The organism is Pseudomonas sp. LARHCG127, assembly GCF_052871455.1.
On the sequence record NZ_JBIXJT010000005.1, the window covers coordinates 101,668 to 120,943 of the forward strand.

Genomic DNA, 19,276 nt, shown 5'->3' on the forward strand with positions numbered 1-19,276 from the left:
GTTCCGGGCAAAAATGTCGGCCGATTCTAGGAAGCGCACCCCAACAGGTCAACCTTTCAGAATTTTTGTATCAATCGATAGCTGCCTTAGAACGTATCTTTCCAAGCTCTCAAGGCCGCAAAAACCTCACTCGGCGTCTGGTTTCGCTGGTCGTTCCGTTCGTCCGCTTTTTGTTTAACGGATGTTTCAGCGGTGCGCAGGAATGGATTGGTGAGTTTCTCCAAGGCCAGGGTCGAAGGCAGGGTGATGACGCCTTCGTCGCGTTGTCGGCTGACTTTTTCCAGGCGGGCGGCGATGTCCGGGTTGCCGGGTTCCACGGCAGCGGCGAACCTCAGGTTGCTGAGGGTATATTCATGGGTGCAGTAGACCAGCGTATCTTCGGGCAGGGCGGCGAGGCGACTGAGCGAGTGGTGCATTTGCGCAGGCGTGCCTTCGAAGAGTCGGCCGCAACCGGCGGCGAACAGGGTGTCGCCGCAGAAAAGCAGGCCATGGTGGTAGTAGGCGATGTGCCCCAGCGTATGGCCGGGCACGGCATGGACATCGAAGTCCCAGCCCAGCACGTGGACCTTGTCGTTATCATTCAGCGCATGGTCCCGCGCCGGGATGTTTTCACTGGCCGGGCCGTAGACGGTGGCGTTCGTTGCCTTTTTCAGCGCCTGGACGCCGCCGACGTGATCATGGTGATGGTGGGTGATGAGGATGTCGCTCAGGACCCAACCCGGATGGGCGTCGAGCCAGGCCTGTACCGGCGCGGCATCCCCCGGGTCGACCACGGCGCAGCGCTGGGTGGAGTGATCCTGTAACAACCAGATGTAGTTATCGGTGAACGCGGGCAGGGCACTGATCTGTATCATCGCGGAATTCGCCAAGCGGAAAACAAAGGCGCATCTTAGAACTTCCTGACGCGTTGGAGAATGCAATGACCGATGAAGCGTTCGCTCAGGCTGATCCTGACTGGCTGGCGTTGATCAGCGCCGCCCGTGAATGGCTGTCCGGCCCGGTGGGGCAATTTTTGCTGGATGAAGAACGGCGCATGCTCGAAGACGAGTTGGGCCGGTTCTTCGGCGGCTATCTGGTGCATTACGGGCCGTCGGCGCAAACGCCGCCGTCGGCGCCGCAGGTCCAGCGCAACGTTCGCCTGGGGGCACCGTTGCCCGGGGTGGAAATCGTCTGCGAAGAGCAGGCCTGGCCGCTGAGCGAGCATGCCGCCGACGTGGTGGTCATGCAGCATGGCCTGGATTTCTGCCTGTCACCCCACGGCTTGCTCCGCGAGGCCGCCAGCAGTGTGCGTCCCGGCGGACATCTACTGATCATCGGCATCAACCCCTGGAGCACCTGGGGCTTGCGTCATGTATTTGCCCACGACGCCTTGCGCCAGGCCCGCTGCATCTCGGCGTCGAGGGTCGGCGACTGGCTCAACCTGCTGGGCTTCGCGCTGGAGAAACGCCGCTTCGGGTGCTATCGTCCGCCGCTTGCGTCACCCAAGTGGCAGGCACGCCTGGCCGGCTGGGAGCGCAAGGCTGGCGACTGGCAGCTGTCCGGCGGCGGTTTCTACCTGCTGGTGGCGCGCAAGATCGCGGTCGGGTTGCGCCCGGTACGTCAGGCGCGACGCGAGCCGATGGGCAAGCTGATTCCCTTGCCAATGGCCAAGGTCAATCGTCGCCACATCGAGCCGTAACCTTTTTCTGATGGTTCTTGCCGGCATTGGGCTGCGGGTTTTGTCGGGCCCGATGGGCGGGCCTTTGCATTTTTTCTGGATAGATTGGCATGAGCGATAGCGTAGAACTCTTCACTGATGGCGCCTGCAAGGGCAACCCCGGCCCGGGTGGCTGGGGCGCGTTGCTGGTGTGCAAGGGCGTGGAGAAGGAACTCTGGGGCGGCGAAGCCAATACCACCAACAATCGCATGGAACTGATGGGCGCCATCCGTGGCCTGGAAGAGCTCAAGCGGCCTTGTGATGTGCTGCTGGTGACCGACTCGCAGTACGTGATGAAAGGCATCAACGAGTGGATGGCCAACTGGAAGAAGCGCGGCTGGAAGACGGCGGCGAAGGAACCGGTGAAAAACGCCGACCTGTGGAAGTTGCTGGACGAGCAGGTCAACCGCCACAACGTCACCTGGAAATGGGTGCGTGGCCACATCGGCCACCACGGCAACGAACGGGCCGATCAGTTGGCCAATCGTGGGGTGGATGAGGTGCGGGGCTATAAGCAGGCTTGATAGAGGCGTTATCAGGATCTGGACAGGATGGATTTGTGGTGAGGGGATTTATCCCCGCTGGGGCGCGAAGCGGCCCTATTAATCTGCCTGACACACCACAGTTTCTGACTTCGGGGCTGCTTCGCAGCCCAGCGGGGATAAATCCCCTCGCCACAAAAAGCAGGCTCCGGTTCATCCCCTATGTGAGCGTGTTAAGATCCGCGCTTTTGCAAGACTGCCCGTTGAGAGCTGAACACTGATGGCCAACAGATCTGTAGTACTGGATACCGAAACCACCGGCATGCCGGTGACCGATGGTCACCGGATTATTGAAATCGGTTGTGTCGAGCTGATCGGCCGGCGCCTGACCGGTCGCCATTTCCACGTTTACCTGCAACCGGACCGTGAAAGTGACGAGGGCGCCATCGGCGTCCACGGCATCACCAACGAATTCCTGGTGGGCAAGCCGCGTTTCGCCGAAGTGGCCGATGAGTTCTTCGAATTCATCCAGGGCGCGCAGTTGATCATCCACAACGCGGCGTTCGACGTCGGGTTCATCAACAACGAATTCGCCCTGATGGGCCAGCACGACCGGGCCGACATTACCCGGCATTGCACCATCCTCGACACCCTGATGATGGCTCGGGAACGCCACCCTGGCCAGCGCAACAGCCTCGATGCCTTGTGCAAGCGCTACGGCGTCGACAACTCCGGCCGTGAACTGCACGGCGCCTTGCTCGACTCCGAGATCCTGGCCGACGTCTACTTGACCATGACCGGCGGCCAGACCAGCCTGTCCCTGGCCGGCAACGCCTCGGACGGCAATGGTACTGGCGAAGGCTCCGGCAACCAGGCCACGGAAATCCGTCGCTTGCCCGCTGATCGCCAGCCCTCGCGGATCATCCGCGCCAGCGAAAACGACCTGGCCGAGCATGCCGCGCGTCTGGAAGCCATCGCCAAGTCCGCAGGTGCTCCGGCATTGTGGACGCAGTTGGCCGAGTCGCAGGCCGCCACGCACTGATGAAACCTCTTCCTGTGGGAGCGAGCTTGCTCGCGATGATGGTCGTTCAGCTTGCATCAATGCTGAATGTGCCGCCGTCATCGCGAGCAAGCTCGCTCCCACAAGGTTATCCATCGTTCATTTCTCGCCACAATCGCCACGACCTTCTACCCTGAGGGAACGGGCAGGCTACGGATCCCGCTTGATGTGTGAAGATTTGAAAGATAAGGGCAATGGATGGCACCACGCCGTTGGTTGCCTCAAGGAATGAGGACCTTCCCCAGTATGCAACCGGTCATGAATCCCAAGCACCCCGGGTTGTCGGTGCGAGTCGTCGATGACGGCTTTGCCGCCTACATCTGGGGCAGTGACTTCAGTTTTGAAGTCAACGACTACGCAACGGCGCAGATCGGTCGTCCTGTCAGCCAATGGCCGGTGACGCCCATTGTTCCCTATCGCAAGTGCTATGGCATCGATCCCGAAGAGTTCAGCAGTTTCCGCAACGCTCCGGACAGCGAGATCTTCATGGCCTACCTCGATGACCAGCCGGTAGGGCACCTGGTGATCAGTACCAATTGGAACGGCTATGCCCACATCGACGAGTTGGCGGTGCACGCCCCGGCCCGTCGCCATGGGGTGGCCAAGGCGTTGCTCGACGTTGCCCAGTTCTGGAGCCGCAAGAAAAAACTGCCTGGCATCATGCTCGAGACCCAGAACAACAATCTGGGCGCCTGCCGGCTCTATGAGCGATGCGGTTACGTGCTCGGTGGCATCGACCACCTGCGCTATCGCGGCATTGACCGGCATACCGCCGAAGTGGCGTTGTTCTGGTACCGGTTGTTCGACGACCCGCTGGGCATGTCGATCAGTGGCTCAGCAACGCCTCGGCTTGTTCCGTAACCCGCTCCAGCAGCGATTGCAGGGCGGGTGAAGAGGGGGCGCCGTTGAGGCTCAGGGCATAGAGGCCAATCGCGACGGCGGGCGATAGCGGGCAGACATCCAGACCGCCGCCCTTGGCACCCGAGGCGGTGAACGGGTCGACGATGGCAAGGCCTTCGCCGGCCTCGACCATGGCGCGCATCATCTGATGGGTCTGGACGCGGATCTGGATCATCGGCGCCGGACGCAGCGCCGCCAACTTGTGCTCGAACGCAGGGCTCAGCGGGTCATGGCCATCCAGGCCTACCAACGGTTGGCCCGCCAGGTCCTGGATCGAAATGTATTTTTGCCGGGGTTGCAGCCAGCCGTGGGGCGCGAGCAATTGCAGTTTGCCCTGGGCGATCATCTGGCAATGGATGTCGGGATGTTCAGGGTCGTGCAGGCTCAGGCCCAGGTCGCTTTCACGCAACAGCAGGCTGTGGACGATGTCACGGGTCGGTTGGCTGAGCAGGGTGCACGGCGCATCCGGATGGCGGCGGCGCAAGGCGGCGATGCTCTGGGGCAACAACTGCTGGGCCAGCGGCGGAGTGCAGATAATGCGCAAGGGCGGTGCCTGATGGTGTTTCAGGCTGCTGGCCAGGCGTTGCACCGGTTCGAGCGTGTCGTACACGCGCGTGATGCCGTCGCGCAGTTCGAGGGTTTCACGGGTGGCTTGCAAGCGCCCGCGCACGCTGGCAAACAGCATGAAGCCCAATTGGGCCTCGGCATCGCGCAGGATCGCCTCGACCTCCGCCACCGGCAGTTGCAGCCATTCGGCCGCCGTGCCGAGGTGGCCGGTCTGCAACAGCGCCTGGATTACTTCGATGTGGCGTAAACGCATGCAGGAAGTCCGTGTTCGGCGGGTGAGCCATAGAGTGGCTGAATCCTAACCCAAGTCCGGGCATGACTTCTGCTCTAACAACCGGTTATAGCGCTATCTGCGCTTCAGGTTCGCTGGTGAAGGTTGTGGCTTCGCGTTTCAGTTCGATGCCAGACTGAACCAGGAGGAATCGGTCCTCGTCGAGTTTGTTGACGCGATCACCGATCGCCAGTTTATAAGTGACGACATCCTTGCCGCTACCGTCCGCAGACGGCTCCGATTCCTGGAACTCATGCACCGAATAGACGCGACCTTCGGCGTCCCGCGCATGAAATTGTCCGACAAGTACTGCTGCCATTGCTTAGAACCTCTGGAAATAGATCACTCGATTTGCGGTTCTGTAGACCTTGCCCAAGCGTGGTAAGTTTTCCTACATGAAAAAAATAGTCGAACCGGCCGGTTTTCGTCGCTCCACTGGTCCAATTGTCACGCCGATCATCTATAACTACAGGCTCCTTTGAGCCGACAGTCGAGAAGCCTCTCATGAGCAACGTGTACACAGTGGCCGTTTTGGTGGGCAGCCTGCGCAAGGCCTCGATCAACCGCAAGATAGCGCTGGCACTGGCTGACTTGGCGCCCGCCAACCTCAAGCTGACTATCATCGAGATCGGTGAATTGCCACTTTATAACGAAGACATCGACGTCACGCCGCCGGCAGCCTACACCACATTCCGCCAGCAGGTGGGTGCGGCTGATGCCTTGTTGTTCGTCACGCCTGAATACAACCGCTCGGTGCCGGCACCGTTGAAGAATGCCATCGACGTGGGGTCGCGTCCGTACGGCCAGAGTTGCCTGAGCGGCAAGCCGGGCGCAGTGATCAGCGCTTCACCGGGCGCCATGGGCGGGTTCGGTGCCAATCATCATCTGCGCCAGTCGCTGGTGTTCCTTGACGTGCCCTGCATGCAGCAACCGGAAGCCTATTTGAGCGGCGCCGGAACGGCGTTTGACGAGGCGGGCAACCTGTCGGATTCGTTGCGGCCGTTCCTGCAGAAATTCATCGACGCCTATGGCAAGTGGGTCGAGCAGCACAAGAAAATCTGAACCCGCGTAGACTCTGTGGCGAGGGAGCTTGCTCCCGCTGGGTCGCGAAGCGGCCCCAAAATCTGCGCCGCAGCACAAAACCTGGGCCTGCTGCGCAGTCCAGCGGGAGCAAGCTCCCTCGCCACGATATATTTGCGCCTGCAATCCCTGCTTTACTGTATTGCCTGAATTCCATACCTTCGCCGTTCGCTCATCCGGGATGTCGTTCGCTGTGCCTGACTACCCAAGCCCTGTCGATGTCTTCAAGGCGCTCGCCGACAACACTCGCCTGTGCATTGCACTGCTGGTGATTCCTGTCTTTAACGTTCTCTTTCCTGGTTGTTACGCATGCTCGTCGCGTCGTTGATTTTCCTGCTGACCATTACGCTGGTCATCTGGCAGCCCAAGGGGCTGGGCGTGGGCTGGAGCGCGACGTTGGGCGCGCTGCTGGCCTTGTTGAGCGGGGTGGTGCAGATCAGTGACATTCCCCTGGTCTGGCAGATCATCTGGAACGCCACCGGTACGTTTGTCGCGCTGATCATCATCAGCCTGCTGCTGGACGAGGCCGGGTTCTTCGCCTGGGCGGCCCTGCATGTGGCCCGCTGGGGAAAGGGCAGTGGGCGCAAGCTGTTTGCGTTCATGGTGCTGCTGGGGGCGCTGGTGTCGGCCTTGTTTGCCAATGACGGAGCGGCGCTGATCCTGACGCCCATCGTGATCTCGATGCTGCTGGCGTTGCGTTTCTCCCCGGCGGCGACGCTTGCATTCGTGATGGGGGCTGGATTCATTGCCGACACCGCGAGCTTGCCACTGGTGGTATCGAACCTGGTGAACATCGTCTCGGCGGATTTCTTCGGCATTGGCTTCAACCGCTATGCGGCGGTCATGGTGCCGGTGAACCTGGTCAGCGTGGCGGCCAGCCTGGCGATCCTGATGTGGGTCTTTCGCCGCGACATCCCGCGCGACTACGACCCCGGTCAACTGGACGACCCGGCGACGGCGATCCACGACAGGGCAACGTTCTACGCCGGTTGGGTGGTGTTGGTGATCCTGCTGCTGGGCTGCTTTGCCCTGGAGCCGCTGGGGATTCCCATCAGCGCTATCTCGGCCGTTTGTGCTGCGTTGCTGCTGGGCGTCGCGGCCTACGGCCACAAGATTTCCACCCGCAAGGCGATGAAGGAAGCGCCCTGGCAGATCGTGATCTTCTCCCTCGGCATGTACCTGGTGGTCTATGGCTTGCGCAACGCCGGGCTGACCGGTTACCTGGCCCAGTGGCTCGATGGATTCGCCGAATATGGCGTGTGGGGCGCGGCGATGGGCACCGGCGTGCTGACTGCATTGCTGTCGTCGGTCATGAACAATTTGCCGACAGTGCTGGTCGGAGCCTTGTCCATCGACGCCAGCCAGGCCACTGGGGTGGTGAAGGAGGCGATGATCTACGCCAACGTCATCGGCAGCGACCTGGGCCCGAAAATCACCCCGATCGGCAGCCTGGCGACGTTGCTGTGGCTGCATGTGCTGGCGCGCAAGAACATCCAGATCGGCTGGGGGTATTATTTCAAGGTCGGGATCGTGCTGACGGTGCCGGTGTTGCTGGTGACGTTGGCGGCTTTGGCTGTGCGGTTGTCCATCTAGACCGCGTTGGCTTCAATCGCGAGCAAGCTCGCTCCCACAGTGGATTTGTGTTGCCTACAGAATTGATGATCAACACATAACCTGTGGGAGCGAGCTTGCTCGCGATGAGGCCCTGGCAGGCGGCACAAGACTCAGCCACTACCCGGCACATTCGGCCAAAGATCCGCCACCAGGAACACCCGCTCGGCTTCTTCCCATTCGCCCTCGGCGTTTTCGTTCAGGCGTACCATCAACTGCGCCGGCGCCATGGGGGCCAGGGCCAATCGCCAGGCGTCCAGTTGCGCGGTGCTCCAGGTCTGCTCGGCCGGATAATGCGCCGGGGCCAGCCAGGCGGCGCGGGGCAGGGGTTGCCAGCGGCCTGGCGGACGCTGGGCGATGAATCCGGGCCAGTCCCGCTGGCGCAGCCAACGGCCACGCAAGTGCCTGGGGTGGGCGCCGCTCGGCGGTTCGGCCTCGCCCGGCCAGGGATAGAGCAGGTAGCCGCCGAGCCACAAGTGTGAGCGAAACGACTCGATCCCCAGCGTCGCCAGCGCCTCGCGGCTTTCCGGGCGGGCCGAGATCGGCAGTTGGTGTTCGCGCAGATGCGCCAGCTTGCGGTCGAGCCGGTCATGGCAGCCGGGGCCCAGCCATTGCGCGGCGTCCAGTCCGTTACCGTGCTGTGGGCCGAGGTACAACTTGATGGCCAGTTCCAGGTGGTGGATGCCGTCGCGATCGCGCAGCAGCAGGTCCAGTTCGCCCAGGGTATGGCCTTCGCGCCGGATCGGCAGGTTCGCGGCGATCAGTTCGATGCCCGGGGCGTGTTGCGCGGCAAACTGCCACAGCCTTTCGTAATACAGCCCCAGGCGTCGCGTCCGCCCTTGGGATAGACAATGCAGCAAGGGATAGCTGTCACGGTCCAGTTGCCGCAACCAGTGTTCGAGTCTTCCAGGCTCCTGCACCCAGTCGCTGCCGGCCAGCGGATGGCGCTGGGACCAGGGCGTGTCGATGAGCATCGGCGGGGCGATGATCGCCCACGCGAGGTCACGCACTTCGGGATGGCGCAGGCGACGGGGCAGGTCCAGCAATTCAGGGAACAGGATCATCTTGCGAGCATAGCCGTTGCGCTGAAGGCTTAAAGGATTTTGTCTACGGCGCGCTTTCGCCCATAATCGTGTTTTCGCCCGCCGCAGACCTTCGCAGGAGCCTCATGGAGCAATTTCGTAATATCGGCATCATCGGTCGCCTGGGCAGTTCGCAGGTGTTGGACACCGTTCGCCGGCTCAAGCGTTTCCTCCTGGAGCGGCACCTGCACGTGATCCTCGAAGATACCATCGCCGAAGTCCTGCCGGGCCATGGCCTGCAGACCTCGTCGCGCAAGATGCTCGGCGAGGTGTGTGACATGGTGATCGTGGTGGGCGGCGACGGCAGCCTGCTGGGCGCCGCCCGGGCCCTGGCGCGGCACAATATCCCGGTGCTGGGGATCAACCGCGGCAGCCTGGGGTTCCTCACCGATATCCGCCCTGACGAGTTGGAGATCAAGGTCGCCGAGGTGCTGGACGGCCACTACCTGGTGGAAAACCGCTTCCTGCTGCAAGCCGAAGTCCGTCGTCACGCCGAGGCCATCGGCCAGGGCGACGCCCTCAACGACGTGGTACTGCACCCCGGCAAGTCCACGCGGATGATCGAATTCGAGCTGTACATCGACGGCCAGTTCGTCTGCAGCCAGAAGGCCGACGGCCTGATTGTCGCCACCCCCACCGGTTCCACCGCCTATGCGCTGTCGGCCGGCGGGCCGATCATGCACCCCAAGCTCGACGCTATTGTGATTGTGCCCATGTACCCCCATACCTTGTCTGGGCGACCCATCGTGGTCGATGGCAACAGTGAGCTGAAAATCGTCGTGTCCAAGGATATGCAGATCTACCCACAAGTGTCCTGTGACGGCCAGAACCATTTCACCTGCGCGCCGGGTGACACCATCACCGTCAGCAAAAAAGCGCAGAAGCTGCGCCTGATCCACCCGCTGGATCACAATTACTACGAAGTCTGCCGGACCAAGCTCGGCTGGGGCAGTCGGTTGGGGGGTGGAGGCGACTGATGCTCGATCCTGCGCGCAGTTACGATTTGATCGGTGACGTGCATGGATGCGCCCTGACCCTGGAACACCTGCTGGACCGACTCGGTTACCAAAAGCAGGGCGGGGTCTGGCGGCATCCGTCGCGCATGGCCGTGTTCCTGGGGGACATCATCGACCGTGGCCCGCGGATTCGCGAGGCGCTGCACATCGTCCATGACATGGTCGTGGCCGGCCAGGCGCTGTGCATCATGGGCAACCACGAGTTCAACGCCCTGGGCTGGAGCACACCGGCATTGCCGGGCAGCGGCCAGCGCTACGTGCGCGAACACACGCCGCGCCATGCCCGCCTGCTCAACGAGACCCTGACCCAGTTCGAGCAGCATCCCGGCGACTGGCATGACTTTCTCAAATGGTTCTACGAGCTGCCGTTGTTTGTCGACGCCGGCCGTTTCCGGGTGGTGCATGCCTGTTGGGATGCGGGCCTGATCGAACCGCTGCGGGGGTTGTTCCCGGACGGTTGCATCGACGAGCATTTCCTCCAGGCCTCGGCCGAATCGGGCAGTTTCGCCTGCACGGTGTTCGATCGCTTGTTGCGCGGCACGGACATGCGCCTGCCCCACGGCCTGACGCTGACCGGGGGCGATGGCCTGACCCGTTCGTTTTTCCGTACCAAGTTCTGGGAAGACAACCCGCAGACCTACGGCGACATCGTGTTCCAGCCCGACGCCTTGCCGGAGCCGGTCGCCCGCACGCCGCTGTCGCCGGACGAAAAAAACAACCTGCTGCGTTATGGCGTCGATGAGCCGCTGTTGTTCGTAGGCCATTATTGGCGCAGCGGCAAACCCGCGCCAATCCGCCCGAACCTGGCCTGCCTGGACTACAGTGCGGTGCTCTACGGCAAGCTGGTCGCTTATCGCCTCGACCAGGAAAGCCGCCTGGATCCGCACAAGTTCGTCTGGGTCGATGTCGAACGGCCGGAGGTGGTGCAATGAGTGCTGTCGCGGTTTTGCGCCTGCCCCTGGCGGTCGACCTGAGCGGCTTCGTCAAGCTGCTGCAACGCATGCAGGTGCCCCATCGCGTCAGTGAAGAGGCGGGCGAGCAGGTGCTCTGGGTGCCGGACGAGATCAGTGAGGACGTGCGTTCGTTGTATGCGCGTTTTCCTGCTGGCGACCCCGATCAGCAACTGGAACTGCCGGACACCGCCAGCACGTCCCGGCGCGCGGGGTTCGTCCAGCAACTGGTTCGCAGCCCAGTGACGGCCGCGGTGCTGTTGCTGAGCCTGATCGTCAGCGCGGTCACCCTGCTGGGAGATAATCTTGAAACCCTGCGCTGGCTGACCTTCCTCGAGTTCCGCGTCGTTGGCGACTACATCCAGTTCACGCCATTGGCCGACAGCCTGGCGGCGGGGCAGTGGTGGCGCCTGGTGACGCCGATGCTGATCCACTTCGGTTTCCTGCACATCGCCATGAACGGCATGTGGTATTGGGAGCTGGGGCGGCGGATCGAAGCGCGCCAGGGTGGCATCAACTTATTAGGGCTGACATTGCTGTTCAGCCTTGTCTCCAATTTCGCCCAGTACTTTTTCAGCGGTGCGACGCTGTTTGGCGGGTTGTCCGGGGTGTTGTACGGCCTGCTGGGCCATTGCTGGATCTACCAACTGCTCGCACCGAACCCGGCGTATCACTTGCCCCGCGGGGTGCTGGTGATGATGCTGGTGTGGTTGCTGCTGTGCCTGTCGGGGCTGGTTTCGCTGATCGGTTTTGGTGAGATCGCCAACGCGGCCCACGTCGGCGGGCTGCTCGTCGGCTGCTTCACTGGGTTGTTGGGCGGGCTGTTCGCTCGCCGTAAAATGGCCCTTTGACCGGCGCCTGTGTCTTTTGAGAATGCGCGATTGCGCGGAGAACCCATGTCTTCCTTCAACGAAATGATCCAGAACATCACGCCTGATATCTACCGGAGCCTGAAACTGGCCGTGGAAATCGGTAAATGGGCCGATGGCAACAAGCTCACCGCCGAGCAGCGCGAACTGTCCTTGCAGGCGATGATCGCCTGGGAAATCCAGAACCTGCCCGAAGAAGAGCGCACCGGCTACATGGGCCCGCAGGAGTGCCAATCGAAAGCCACCGAAGTGCCAAATATCCTGTTCAAGTCGGACGCCATCCATTGATCGAGATTGGCCGCGGTGCAATCAGCAAGATGTCGGCGCGCCTTGACGGGCCGACCGTTCAATACGCCTTTCGCCTGGGCGAGGTCGAGGTGCCGGTCAATCCGTTGATCGGCAGCACGATCCGCCTGGAATACCTCGGTGCGATCCACTGCACCCATTGCGGGCGCCGGACCAAGACCAGCTTCAGCCAGGGTTATTGCTACCCGTGCATGACCAAGCTGGCCCAGTGCGACCTGTGCATCATGAGCCCCGAGCGTTGCCATTTCGACGCCGGCACGTGCCGTGATCCGGCCTGGGGCGAGCAGTTCTGCATGACCGATCATGTGGTCTACCTGGCCAACTCCTCGGGCGTGAAAGTCGGCATCACCCGTGCCACGCAGTTGCCGACCCGCTGGCTGGACCAGGGCGCGAGCCAGGCGCTGCCGATCCTGCGGGTCGCCACCCGTCAGCAGTCGGGCTTCGTCGAAGACCTGTTTCGCAGCCAGGTGGCGGACAAGACCAACTGGCGCGCCTTGCTCAAGGGCGACGCGGCGGCGGTGGATCTGCCCGCGATCCGCGACGGGCTGTTCGACAGCTGCGCCCAGGGATTGCAGGGCTTGCAGGAACGATTCGGCCTGCAAGCGATCCAGACCATAGCGGACGTCGAACCCATCGAGATCCGTTATCCGGTGGAGCAATACCCGACCAAGATCGTCAGCTTCAACCTGGACAAGAACCCGATCGCCGAGGGCACGCTGCTGGGGATCAAGGGCCAGTACCTGATTTTCGACACCGGCGTGATCAACATTCGTAAATACACGGCCTACCAGCTCGCCGTGCATCAGTAGAAGGATTCGACCCATGCGCACCGAACAACCGAAGATGATTTACCTCAAGGATTATCAGGCCCCCGAGTACCTGATCGACGAAACACACCTGACCTTCGAGTTGTTCGAGGACCACAGCCTGGTCCATGCGCAACTGGTGATGCGCCGCAACCCCGAGCGCGGCGCCGGGCTGCCGCCGCTGGTGCTCGATGGCCAGCACCTGGAACTGGTCTCGCTCAAGCTCGACGATGCCGACCTGGGCCCGAGCGACTATCAGTTGGACGACAGTCACCTGACCGTGCACCCCAAGGCCCAGGCCTTTACGCTCGACACCACCGTGCGGATCCACCCGGAAACAAACACCGCCCTGGAAGGCCTGTACAAGTCCGGCAGCATGTTCTGCACCCAGTGCGAGGCCGAAGGGTTCCGCAAGATCACTTATTACCTCGACCGTCCGGACGTGATGAGCAAGTTCACCACCACCGTGGTGGCCGAGCAGCACAGCTATCCGGTGCTGCTGTCCAACGGCAACCCGATTGCCAGCGGCCCCGGCGAAGACGGCCGGCACTGGGCGACCTGGGAAGACCCGTTCAAGAAACCGGCCTACCTGTTTGCGCTGGTGGCCGGTGACCTGTGGTGCGTCGAAGACACGTTCACCACCCTGAGCGAGCGCACCGTGGCGCTGCGCATCTACGTCGAGCCGGAAAACATCGACAAGTGCCAGCACGCCATGACCAGCCTGAAGAAATCGATGCGCTGGGACGAAGAGGTGTACGGGCGCGAGTACGACCTGGACATCTTCATGATCGTCGCGGTCAACGATTTCAACATGGGCGCCATGGAGAACAAGGGCCTCAACATCTTCAACTCCAGCGCCGTGCTGGCCCGCGCCGAAACCGCCACCGATGCCGCCCACCAGCGGGTCGAAGCGATCGTTGCCCACGAGTATTTCCACAACTGGTCGGGCAACCGCGTGACCTGCCGCGACTGGTTCCAACTGTCGCTCAAGGAAGGCTTCACGGTGTTCCGCGACGCCGGGTTCTCGGCGGACATGAACTCCGCCACCGTCAAGCGCATCCAGGACGTGGCGTACCTGCGCACCCACCAGTTCGCCGAAGATGCCGGCCCCATGGCCCACCCGGTGCGTCCGGACAGCTTTATCGAGATTTCCAACTTCTACACCCTGACGGTGTACGAGAAGGGCTCGGAAGTGGTCGGCATGATCCACACCCTGCTGGGGCCTGAGGGTTTCCGCAAGGGCAGCGACCTATACTTCGAGCGCCACGACGGCCAGGCCGTGACCTGTGACGATTTCATCAAGGCCATGGAAGATGCCAATGGCGTCGACCTGACCCAGTTCAAGCGCTGGTACAGCCAGGCCGGTACGCCACGGCTGGCGGTGAGCGAGTCCTATGACGCCGCCGCCAAGACCTACAGCCTGACCTTCCGCCAGAGCTGCCCGCCGACCCCGGACAAGATGGAAAAACTGCCGTTCGTGATTCCCGTGGAGCTTGGCCTGCTGGACAGCCAGGGCGCCGAGATCCCGTTGCGCCTGGCCGGTGAAGCGGCGGCGGACGGTACATCCCGGGTAATCTCGGTGACCGAGGCCGAGCAGACCTTCACCTTCGTCGATATCCCTGAACAGCCCCTGCCTTCGTTGCTGCGTGGGTTCTCGGCACCAGTGAAACTGAGCTTCCCGTACAACCGCGACCAGTTGATGTTCCTGATGCAACACGACAGCGACGGCTTCAATCGGTGGGACGCCGGCCAGCAGTTGTCGGTGCAGGTGTTGCAGGAACTGATCGCCCAGCATCAGCAGGGCGCCAGCCTGACGCTGGATCCGCGCCTGGTCAGTGCGCTGCGCAGCGTACTGTCGGACGAATCCCTGGACCAGGCCATGGTCGCGGAAATGCTCTCGCTGCCAAGCGAAGCCTACCTGACGGAAATCAGCGAAGTGGCCGACGTCGAGGCGATCCACGTCGCCCGTGAGTTCGCCCGCCAACAATTGGCCGAGAACCTGTTCGAAGGCCTGTGGCTGCGTTATGAAGCCAATCGCGACCTGTCGAAACGCACGCCATACGTGGCCGAGGCCGAGCATTTCGCCCGCCGCGCGCTGCAAAATATTGCGTTGTCGTATCTGATGCTGACCGACAAGCCTGAGGTGCTGAGCGCGACCCTGGATCAATTCGACACCGCCGACAACATGACCGAGCGCCTGACCGCGCTGGCGGTGCTGGTCAACTCGCCATTCGAGACCGAGAAGGCCAAGGCACTGGACGTGTTCGCGGAAAACTTCAAGGGCAACCCGCTGGTCATGGACCAGTGGTTCAGCGTCCAGGCCGGCAGCCCATTGCCGGGTGGACTGGCACGGGTCAAGGCGCTCATGGTGCACCCGGCATTCAACGTCAAGAACCCGAACAAGGTGCGGGCCCTGATCGGTGCGTTTGCCGGGCAGAACCTGATCAACTTCCACGCCGCTGACGGCTCCGGTTATCGCTTCCTGGCGGACCTGGTCATCCAGCTCAACGGTTTCAACCCGCAGATCGCCTCGCGACAACTGGCCCCGCTGACCCGCTGGCGCAAATACGACAGCGCCCGCCAGGCCCTGATGAAAGCCGAACTGGAACGCATCCTCGCGTCCGGCGGGCTGTCGGCCGATGTGTTCGAGGTGGTGAGCAAGAGTCTGGCTTGACCTTGATGCCGCGGTCTGCCTGGCGGACCGCGGTGCCTTCATCGCGAGCAAGCTCGCTCCCACAGGGGATCCAGGCTGATCACAGAATAGGTGTTCGCTGAAGATCTACTGTGGGAGCGAGCTTGCTCGCGATAGCGTCAGCCCCGTCACCGCCTAGCCCCTCGCTATCACCCCACCGAATACCCCGCCATTCACCCCCAGCGCCAACCTCCCCGGTTAACAAAAGATAACGCGGCGTCGATTGTCAGACCTTTCGAAAGCCCGATAGGATAACGCCAGCTTCCGAAGTGGCTCTAGATTGCAGGTTTCAGGACTATGCTCCAGGAACGGCAACGTACCAAGCCATAACAATAATAATGGGGGAAAGGTCTATGAATGAGCCTGTCATGGCTGTGGGCCGCTGCCGGCCGCCGCTGCTGCGCAGAGTCGCGCTGCTGGCTTCGGCGCTGTCGCTGCTGGGCTCTGCGGTGTTGTCGGCACCGGTGATGGCCGTTGCGGCGTCGACGTCCGATGTCATCTATTCCGTCGAATCGGCCAAGGCCAGCAAAACCCTGATGCTCGATGTGGCCCATGCCGGGCAGCGCCTGGTGGCGGTCGGTGATCGGGGACACATCGTCTATTCCGATGACCAGGGCTCGTCCTGGACCCAGGCCAAGGTGCCAACCCGCCAACTGCTCACCGCAGTCTTTTTCGTTGACGACAAGCACGGCTGGGCGGTGGGGCACGACGCGCAGATCCTCGCCAGTGATGATGGCGGCAGCACCTGGACCAAGCAATTCGAAGACCTCACCCGTGAAGCGCCGCTGTTGGATGTCTGGTTCAAGGACGCCGGCAATGGTTTTGCCGTGGGTGCGTATGGCGCGTTGTACGAGACTACCGACGGCGGCAAGCACTGGGAAGACGCCAGCGACCGCCTCGAAAACGAAGACCAGTTCCACCTCAATGCCATCGCGGCCGTGAAAGACGCCGGGCTCTTCATTGTCGGCGAGGCCGGCAGCATGTTCCGCTCCGCCGACTGGGGCCAGACCTGGGAAAAGGTCGAAGGCCCGTACGAAGGCTCGCTGTTCGGTGTCATCGGCACCGCCCAGCCTTCGACGCTGCTGGCCTACGGTTTGCGCGGCAACCTGTACCGTTCCACCGATTTTGGCGGCACCTGGGAGCAAGTCGAGCTCAAGGCCGCCCGTGGAACGCTGGAGTTCGGCCTGTCCGGCGCCACGCTGCTGGCGGACGGTTCCATCGTGATCGTCGGCAACGGCGGCAGCGTGGTGCGCAGCACCGACGACGGCGAGACCTTCAGCGTGTTCAACCGCCCGGACCGAATCTCCGTGGCGGCCGTCACGGCGGCGGGCAATGGCAACCTGATCCTGGCAGGGCAAGGCGGCGTGCGCGCCACCACGTCCACTGGCGCTGAACTGAGCAAATGAGTCAGGCCTGCGAGACGGGCATAAAAACAAGAAGGCGGACCCCATGAGCAGTCATCACCAAGACAAGGCGACGTTTCTCGAGCGCCTGATTTTCAACAACCGCCCGGCAGTGATCGTCATTTGCCTGCTGGTCAGCGTTTTCCTGTTCTGGCAGGCCACGCTGATCCGTCCCTCCACCAGTTTCGAAAAAATGATTCCCCTCGAGCATCCTTTTATCGAGAAGATGCTTGAGCACCGCAACGACCTGGCGAACCTGGGCAACACGGTGCGCATTTCCGTGGAAGCCACCAACGGCGATATTTTCTCCAAGGACTATATGGAGACCCTGCGCCAGATCCATGACGAGGTGTTCTACATTTCCGGTGTCGACCGTTCCGGGCTCAAGTCGTTGTGGAGCCCCAGTGTGCGTTGGACCGAAGTGACGGAGGAGGGCTTCGCCGGTGGCGAGGTGATCCCCCAGAGCTATAACGGCTCGGCCGACAGCCTCGACCTGCTGCGCAACAACGTGCTCAAGTCTGGCCAGGTCGGGCGCCTGGTGGCTAACGATTTCAAATCGAGCATTATCGACATTCCGTTGCTGGAGTCCTACCCCGACCCGCAGGACCAGGGCAAGTTGCTTGCCCTCGACTATCGCAAGTTCTCCCACGAGCTTGAAGACAAGATTCGCAACAAGTTCGAAGCCCAGAATCCCAATGTGCAGATCCACATTGTCGGTTTCGCCAAGAAGGTCGGCGACCTGATCGATGGCCTGGTCATGGTGGTCATGTTCTTCGGCATCGCCTTCGTCATTACCCTGATCCTGCTCTACTGGTTCACCAACTGCATGCGCAGCACCGTGGCGGTGTTGAGCACCACCCTGGTGGCGGTGGTCTGGCAATTGGGACTGATGCATGCGGCCGGTTTCGGCCTGGATCCCTACTCGATGCTGGTGCCGTTCCTGATCTTCGCCATCGGCATTTCCCATGGCGTGCAGAAGATCAACGGCATCGCCTTGCAGTCCAGCGAGGCGGACAATGCCCTGACGGCGGCGCGGCGTACCTTCCGCCAGTTGTTCCTGCCGGGGATGATCGCGATCCTGGCGGACGCCGTGGGCTTCATCACCTTGCTGATCATCGACATCGGCGTGATCCGTGAACTGGCCATCGGCGCCTCCATCGGCGTGGCGGTCATCGTGTTCACCAACCTGATCCTGCTGCCGGTAGCGATCTCCTACGTCGGCATCAGCAAGCGGGCGGTCGAGCGCAGCAAGAAAGACGCGACCCGTGAACACCCGTTCTGGCGCCTGCTGTCGAGTTTCGCCAGCGCCAAGGTCGCACCGGTGTCCATTGCCCTGGCGGTGATCGCCTTTGGCGGTGGCCTCTGGTACAGCCAGAACCTGAAGATCGGCGACCTGGACCAGGGCGCGCCGGAACTGCGTCCGGACTCACGCTACAACCAGGACAACAACTTCATCATCAGCAATTACTCCACCAGTTCCGATGTGCTGGTGGTGATGGTCAAGACCAAGGCCGAAGGCTGCTCGCGCTATGAGGCCATGGCGCCGATTGACGAGCTGATGTGGAAGATGCAGAACACCGAGGGCGTGCAGTCGGCGATTTCCCTGGTGACCGTGTCCAAGCAAATGATCAAGGGCATGAACGAGGGCAACCTGAAATGGGAGACCTTGTCGCGCAACCCTGACGTGCTGAACAACTCCATCGCCCGGGCCGATGGCCTGTACAACAACAGCTGTTCCCTGGCGCCGGTGCTGGTGTTCCTCAACGATCACAAGGCCGAGACCCTGGACCGCGCGGTGAAGGCGGTGCAGGACTTTGCCAAGGACAACAACCGCGATGGCCTGGAATTCATCCTTGCCGCCGGCAACGCCGGCATCGAGGCGGCCACCAACGAGGTGATCAAGGAATCGGAACTGACCATCCTGATCCTGGTGTACATCTGCGTGGCGACCATGTGCATGATCACCTTCCGTTCCTGGGCGGCGACGCTGTGCATCGTGCTGCCGCTGGTGCTGACCTCGGTGCTGGGCAACGCTCTGATGGCCTTCATGGGCATTGGCGTGAAGGTCGCGACCTTGCCCGTCGTGGCGCTTGGGGTGGGGATTGGCGTGGACTACGGCATCTACATCTACAGCCGCCTGGAAAGTTTCCTGCGCGCCGGCTTGCCGTTGCAGGAGGCTTACTACCAGACGCTGAAATCCACCGGTAAAGCCGTGTTGTTCACCGGCCTGTGCCTGGCGATTGGCGTGTGCACCTGGATCTTCTCGGCGATCAAGTTCCAGGCGGACATGGGTTTGATGCTGACGTTCATGTTGCTGTGGAACATGTTTGGTGCGCTGTGGCTGCTGCCGGCGCTGGCGCGGTTCCTGATCAAGCCTGAGAAGCTGGCGGGACAGAAGGGCAACTCACTGTTTGCCCATTGATCGATGGCAGAACCTTCAGCCCAGCCCAGGTGGCTAACTGATGTGGGAGCGAGCTTGCTCGCG

18 protein-coding genes are annotated in these 19,276 nt (G+C 62.0%); 14 read left to right on the top strand and 4 right to left on the bottom strand.

Annotated features, from left to right (window positions below):
• Window positions 1–86: 86 nt before the first annotated feature.
• Entirely contained in the window at window positions 87–854 is a 768-nt protein-coding gene (gene gloB / locus ACIPQ1_RS10630) for a hydroxyacylglutathione hydrolase (protein ID WP_446534064.1), read from the bottom strand.
• Window positions 855–919: 65 nt separating this feature from the next.
• Between gloB and ACIPQ1_RS10635 the strand changes: the two genes are divergently transcribed.
• The 4 genes from ACIPQ1_RS10635 to ACIPQ1_RS10650 all read left to right on the top strand — a co-directional run bounded on the left by ACIPQ1_RS10635 (window position 920) and on the right by ACIPQ1_RS10650 (window position 4,099).
• The gene (locus ACIPQ1_RS10635) at window positions 920–1,678 is read left to right on the top strand and encodes a class I SAM-dependent methyltransferase (RefSeq protein WP_046062777.1); all 759 of its coding nucleotides are present in this window, start codon (window positions 920–922) and stop codon (window positions 1,676–1,678) included.
• Between the two features lie 89 nt (window positions 1,679–1,767).
• On the top strand, window positions 1,768–2,220 hold the full coding sequence (gene rnhA, locus ACIPQ1_RS10640) for a ribonuclease HI (protein ID WP_030142629.1): 453 nt from the start codon (window positions 1,768–1,770) through the stop codon (window positions 2,218–2,220).
• A gap of 238 nt (window positions 2,221–2,458) precedes the next feature.
• Window positions 2,459–3,220, top strand: coding sequence for a DNA polymerase III subunit epsilon (gene dnaQ / locus ACIPQ1_RS10645; protein WP_250964422.1), 762 nt, complete (start codon window positions 2,459–2,461; stop codon window positions 3,218–3,220).
• Window positions 3,221–3,484: 264 nt separating this feature from the next.
• On the top strand, window positions 3,485–4,099 hold the full coding sequence (locus ACIPQ1_RS10650) for a GNAT family N-acetyltransferase (RefSeq protein ID WP_186704868.1): 615 nt from the start codon (window positions 3,485–3,487) through the stop codon (window positions 4,097–4,099).
• On the opposite strand, the gene ACIPQ1_RS10655 is transcribed toward ACIPQ1_RS10650, so the two are convergent.
• Together ACIPQ1_RS10655 and ACIPQ1_RS10660 are read right to left on the bottom strand one after the other, a co-directional pair.
• Window positions 4,065–4,958 carry a LysR substrate-binding domain-containing protein gene (locus tag ACIPQ1_RS10655; protein WP_186704869.1) on the bottom strand — a complete coding sequence of 298 codons (894 nt, stop codon included), beginning with the start codon at window positions 4,956–4,958 and terminating at the stop codon, window positions 4,065–4,067. The genes ACIPQ1_RS10650 and ACIPQ1_RS10655 overlap by 35 nt on opposite strands.
• Before the next feature lie 85 nt (window positions 4,959–5,043).
• Window positions 5,044–5,295 (bottom strand): hypothetical protein, encoded by a 252-nt coding sequence (locus ACIPQ1_RS10660; protein WP_250964420.1) that lies wholly within the window; start codon window positions 5,293–5,295, stop codon window positions 5,044–5,046.
• A gap of 185 nt (window positions 5,296–5,480) precedes the next feature.
• On the opposite strand from ACIPQ1_RS10660, the gene ACIPQ1_RS10665 reads away from it, so the two are divergent.
• Together ACIPQ1_RS10665 and ACIPQ1_RS10670 are read left to right on the top strand one after the other, a co-directional pair.
• A complete protein-coding gene (locus ACIPQ1_RS10665) occupies window positions 5,481–6,038 on the top strand; it encodes an NADPH-dependent FMN reductase (RefSeq protein WP_411387363.1) in 558 nt (185 codons plus the stop codon).
• A 327-nt stretch (window positions 6,039–6,365) separates the two neighbouring features.
• On the top strand, window positions 6,366–7,649 hold the full coding sequence (locus ACIPQ1_RS10670) for an arsenic transporter (RefSeq protein WP_250964418.1): 1,284 nt from the start codon (window positions 6,366–6,368) through the stop codon (window positions 7,647–7,649).
• A gap of 131 nt (window positions 7,650–7,780) precedes the next feature.
• Here ACIPQ1_RS10670 and ACIPQ1_RS10675 read toward each other — a convergent pair whose 3' ends face one another.
• Window positions 7,781–8,731, bottom strand: a complete 951-nt coding sequence (locus ACIPQ1_RS10675) for a DUF1853 family protein (RefSeq protein ID WP_446534065.1) — start codon at window positions 8,729–8,731, stop codon at window positions 7,781–7,783.
• 104 nt (window positions 8,732–8,835) lie between these two features.
• Between ACIPQ1_RS10675 and ACIPQ1_RS10680 the strand changes: the two genes are divergently transcribed.
• The 8 genes from ACIPQ1_RS10680 (at window position 8,836) to ACIPQ1_RS10715 (ending at window position 19,213) form a co-directional block, all read left to right on the top strand.
• Complete coding sequence (locus tag ACIPQ1_RS10680) at window positions 8,836–9,726, top strand: NAD(+) kinase (protein WP_003180647.1); 891 nt, start codon at window positions 8,836–8,838, stop codon at window positions 9,724–9,726.
• A complete protein-coding gene (locus ACIPQ1_RS10685; protein ID WP_446534132.1) occupies window positions 9,723–10,697 on the top strand; it encodes a metallophosphoesterase in 975 nt (324 codons plus the stop codon). The genes ACIPQ1_RS10680 and ACIPQ1_RS10685 overlap by 4 nt, the downstream gene beginning before the upstream one ends.
• A complete protein-coding gene (locus tag ACIPQ1_RS10690; protein ID WP_411387366.1) occupies window positions 10,694–11,566 on the top strand; it encodes a rhomboid family intramembrane serine protease in 873 nt (290 codons plus the stop codon). Before ACIPQ1_RS10685 ends, ACIPQ1_RS10690 begins: the two co-directional genes overlap by 4 nt.
• 45 nt (window positions 11,567–11,611) lie before the next feature.
• The gene (locus ACIPQ1_RS10695) at window positions 11,612–11,872 is read left to right on the top strand and encodes a YeaC family protein (RefSeq protein ID WP_030142618.1); all 261 of its coding nucleotides are present in this window, start codon (window positions 11,612–11,614) and stop codon (window positions 11,870–11,872) included.
• Entirely contained in the window at window positions 11,869–12,699 is an 831-nt protein-coding gene (locus ACIPQ1_RS10700; protein WP_446534066.1) for a DUF2797 domain-containing protein, read from the top strand. The genes ACIPQ1_RS10695 and ACIPQ1_RS10700 overlap by 4 nt, the downstream gene beginning before the upstream one ends.
• 13 nt (window positions 12,700–12,712) lie before the next feature.
• Window positions 12,713–15,370, top strand: coding sequence for an aminopeptidase N (pepN, locus tag ACIPQ1_RS10705; RefSeq protein WP_446534067.1), 2,658 nt, complete (start codon window positions 12,713–12,715; stop codon window positions 15,368–15,370).
• A 371-nt stretch (window positions 15,371–15,741) separates the two neighbouring features.
• Window positions 15,742–16,794: a WD40/YVTN/BNR-like repeat-containing protein gene (locus tag ACIPQ1_RS10710; protein ID WP_446534068.1), complete on the top strand. Its 1,053-nt coding sequence runs from the start codon at window positions 15,742–15,744 to the stop codon at window positions 16,792–16,794.
• Window positions 16,795–16,837: 43 nt separating this feature from the next.
• Window positions 16,838–19,213 (top strand): efflux RND transporter permease subunit, encoded by a 2,376-nt coding sequence (locus tag ACIPQ1_RS10715; protein WP_446534069.1) that lies wholly within the window; start codon window positions 16,838–16,840, stop codon window positions 19,211–19,213.
• The last annotated feature ends 63 nt before the right edge of the window (window positions 19,214–19,276 follow it).

What these genes read in the sequence shown, in the direction of transcription:
- ACIPQ1_RS10670 (WP_250964418.1), top strand. Translation starts at nt 6,366, where the DNA reads ATGCTCGTCGCGTCGTTGATTTTCCTGCTGACCATTACGCTGGTCATC.
- pepN (WP_446534067.1), top strand. Translation starts at nt 12,713, where the DNA reads ATGCGCACCGAACAACCGAAGATGATTTACCTCAAGGATTATCAGGCC.
- ACIPQ1_RS10695 (WP_030142618.1), top strand. Translation starts at nt 11,612, where the DNA reads ATGTCTTCCTTCAACGAAATGATCCAGAACATCACGCCTGATATCTAC.
- ACIPQ1_RS10710 (WP_446534068.1), top strand. Translation starts at nt 15,742, where the DNA reads ATGAATGAGCCTGTCATGGCTGTGGGCCGCTGCCGGCCGCCGCTGCTG.
- rnhA (WP_030142629.1), top strand. Translation starts at nt 1,768, where the DNA reads ATGAGCGATAGCGTAGAACTCTTCACTGATGGCGCCTGCAAGGGCAAC.
- ACIPQ1_RS10680 (WP_003180647.1), top strand. Translation starts at nt 8,836, where the DNA reads ATGGAGCAATTTCGTAATATCGGCATCATCGGTCGCCTGGGCAGTTCG.
- ACIPQ1_RS10660 (WP_250964420.1), bottom strand. Translation starts at nt 5,295, where the DNA reads ATGGCAGCAGTACTTGTCGGACAATTTCATGCGCGGGACGCCGAAGGT.
- gloB (WP_446534064.1), bottom strand. Translation starts at nt 854, where the DNA reads ATGATACAGATCAGTGCCCTGCCCGCGTTCACCGATAACTACATCTGG.
- ACIPQ1_RS10715 (WP_446534069.1), top strand. Translation starts at nt 16,838, where the DNA reads ATGAGCAGTCATCACCAAGACAAGGCGACGTTTCTCGAGCGCCTGATT.
- ACIPQ1_RS10655 (WP_186704869.1), bottom strand. Translation starts at nt 4,958, where the DNA reads ATGCGTTTACGCCACATCGAAGTAATCCAGGCGCTGTTGCAGACCGGC.
- ACIPQ1_RS10635 (WP_046062777.1), top strand. Translation starts at nt 920, where the DNA reads ATGACCGATGAAGCGTTCGCTCAGGCTGATCCTGACTGGCTGGCGTTG.
- ACIPQ1_RS10650 (WP_186704868.1), top strand. Translation starts at nt 3,485, where the DNA reads ATGCAACCGGTCATGAATCCCAAGCACCCCGGGTTGTCGGTGCGAGTC.
- dnaQ (WP_250964422.1), top strand. Translation starts at nt 2,459, where the DNA reads ATGGCCAACAGATCTGTAGTACTGGATACCGAAACCACCGGCATGCCG.
- ACIPQ1_RS10690 (WP_411387366.1), top strand. Translation starts at nt 10,694, where the DNA reads ATGAGTGCTGTCGCGGTTTTGCGCCTGCCCCTGGCGGTCGACCTGAGC.
- ACIPQ1_RS10675 (WP_446534065.1), bottom strand. Translation starts at nt 8,731, where the DNA reads ATGATCCTGTTCCCTGAATTGCTGGACCTGCCCCGTCGCCTGCGCCAT.
- ACIPQ1_RS10665 (WP_411387363.1), top strand. Translation starts at nt 5,481, where the DNA reads ATGAGCAACGTGTACACAGTGGCCGTTTTGGTGGGCAGCCTGCGCAAG.